At 77.2% G+C, this 891-nt stretch carries 1 protein-coding gene; it reads left to right on the forward strand.

Translation table 11 applies throughout. The features are described from left to right. Positions 1–136: 136 nt before the first annotated feature. On the forward strand, positions 137–891 hold a 755-nt coding region (locus CRM73_RS19405; protein ID WP_229588824.1), incomplete at its 3' end, for a DUF2079 domain-containing protein.

The raw sequence follows: 891 nt of genomic DNA on the forward strand, positions 1-891 counted from the left end.
GATCGGCGCTGCCGCGGCCCAGCACGCCGAGCGTCTGGCCCAGGTGCAGCGCGCCCTCGGGGTCCCACACGAGCTCGGCGTCCGGGGCCACCGGGAGCCGGCGGGCGGGCGGGGGAGCGGTGACGGCCATGAGACCATGATGGCAGTACTGTCCGACGGCGCCCCCCCCGCCACCGAGGAGGCCATGCCCGCCACCGCGCTCCGCCGCGCCGCCCCGCCGGCCCGTCCCGCGCCGCTGACCGGGCGGGCGCGGCTGGTGCCGCTGGGCGTGGGGCTCCTCGTGCTCGTCCTGTACGTGTGGTGGTCCCTGCTCCAGTGGCACCGCTGGGAGGTCCCGTCCTGGGACCTGGGGATCTTCACCCAGCTCGCCAAGTCCTACGCCGCCGGGGACGGCCCGGTCGTGCACATCAAGGGCCACGGCGCGAACCTGCTGGGCGACCACTTCCACCCGATCCTGGTGCTGCTGGGGCCGGTCTACGCGCTGTTCCCGTCCGCGCTGACCCTCCTCGTGGTCCAGGACGTCCTCGTGGCCGTCTCCGCGGGGGCACTGACGGGCTTCGCGGTCCGGGCGCTGGGCCCGGGCCCGGGCGCGGCCCTGGGGCTCGCCTACGGGATCAGCTTCGGGCTGCAGGCCGCCGTCGCGGTGCAGTTCCACGAGGTGGCCTTCGCCCTGCCGCTGCTGGTCCTCGCCCTCGGCTGCCTGGTGGAGCGGCGGTGGACTGCGGCCGCGCTGTGGGCCGCCCCCGTCGCGTTCGTCAAGGAGGACCTGGGCGTCACGGTCGCGGTGCTCGGCCTGGTGCTCGCCTGGCGGGCGCACCGCGAGGCGGACGGGGACCGGCGCCCGGTGGCGCTGGGGCTCGCCCTCGCCGCGTGGGGCGCGGCCTGGTCGGC

The organism is Kocuria sp. CCUG 69068 (assembly GCF_020833785.1).
GTDB lineage: Bacteria > Actinomycetota > Actinomycetes > Actinomycetales > Micrococcaceae > Kocuria > Kocuria rosea.